1 pseudogene is annotated in these 459 nt (G+C 68.4%); it reads left to right on the top strand.

The window, feature by feature from the left end:
• Positions 1 to 276, top strand: a pseudogene (locus ACOADB_RS25120) (adenosine deaminase); the annotation flags it as partial.
• Positions 277 to 459: the final 183 nt, after the last annotated feature.

The following is a 459-nucleotide window of genomic DNA, read 5'->3' as shown; positions in this document are numbered from 1 at the left end:
TCCAACGTCGCCACCCGCGCCGTCGCGACCCTCGCCGAACACCCGTTGCCGGTGTTCGTCGACGCCGGTGTCCTGGTCACGATCAACTCCGACGACCCGCCGATGTTCGGCACCACCCTCAACCGGGAGTACGAGATCGCCGCCGACCTGCTGGCGCTCGACGCCTCAGGTGTCGCCGACCTGTCGGCTGCTGCGGTCGGTGCGTCGTTCGCCCCGGACGAGGTGAAGGCCCGCCTGCTCGATGAGATCGAGTCCTACGCGAAGGCCGTCGAGTAGAACGAGTCGGCCAAGTTCGTCGAGTAGCCGCGAGGAACGAGCGGCGTATCGAGACGCAGAAGCATTCAGCCCCGCGGAGCTCATACTCCCGCGGGGCTGTCGCTCTTTTGTACGACGTCCGCCGGGTGTGCCGGGGGAGGCGCGCCGCGAGGGGGAGTTGTGCGGGTGAGAGTGACCCCTGGG

The organism is Nocardioides sp. CPCC 206348 (genome assembly GCF_048654705.1).
GTDB lineage: Bacteria > Actinomycetota > Actinomycetes > Propionibacteriales > Nocardioidaceae > Nocardioides.
This window is presented reverse-complemented; position numbering and strand designations above follow the sequence as displayed.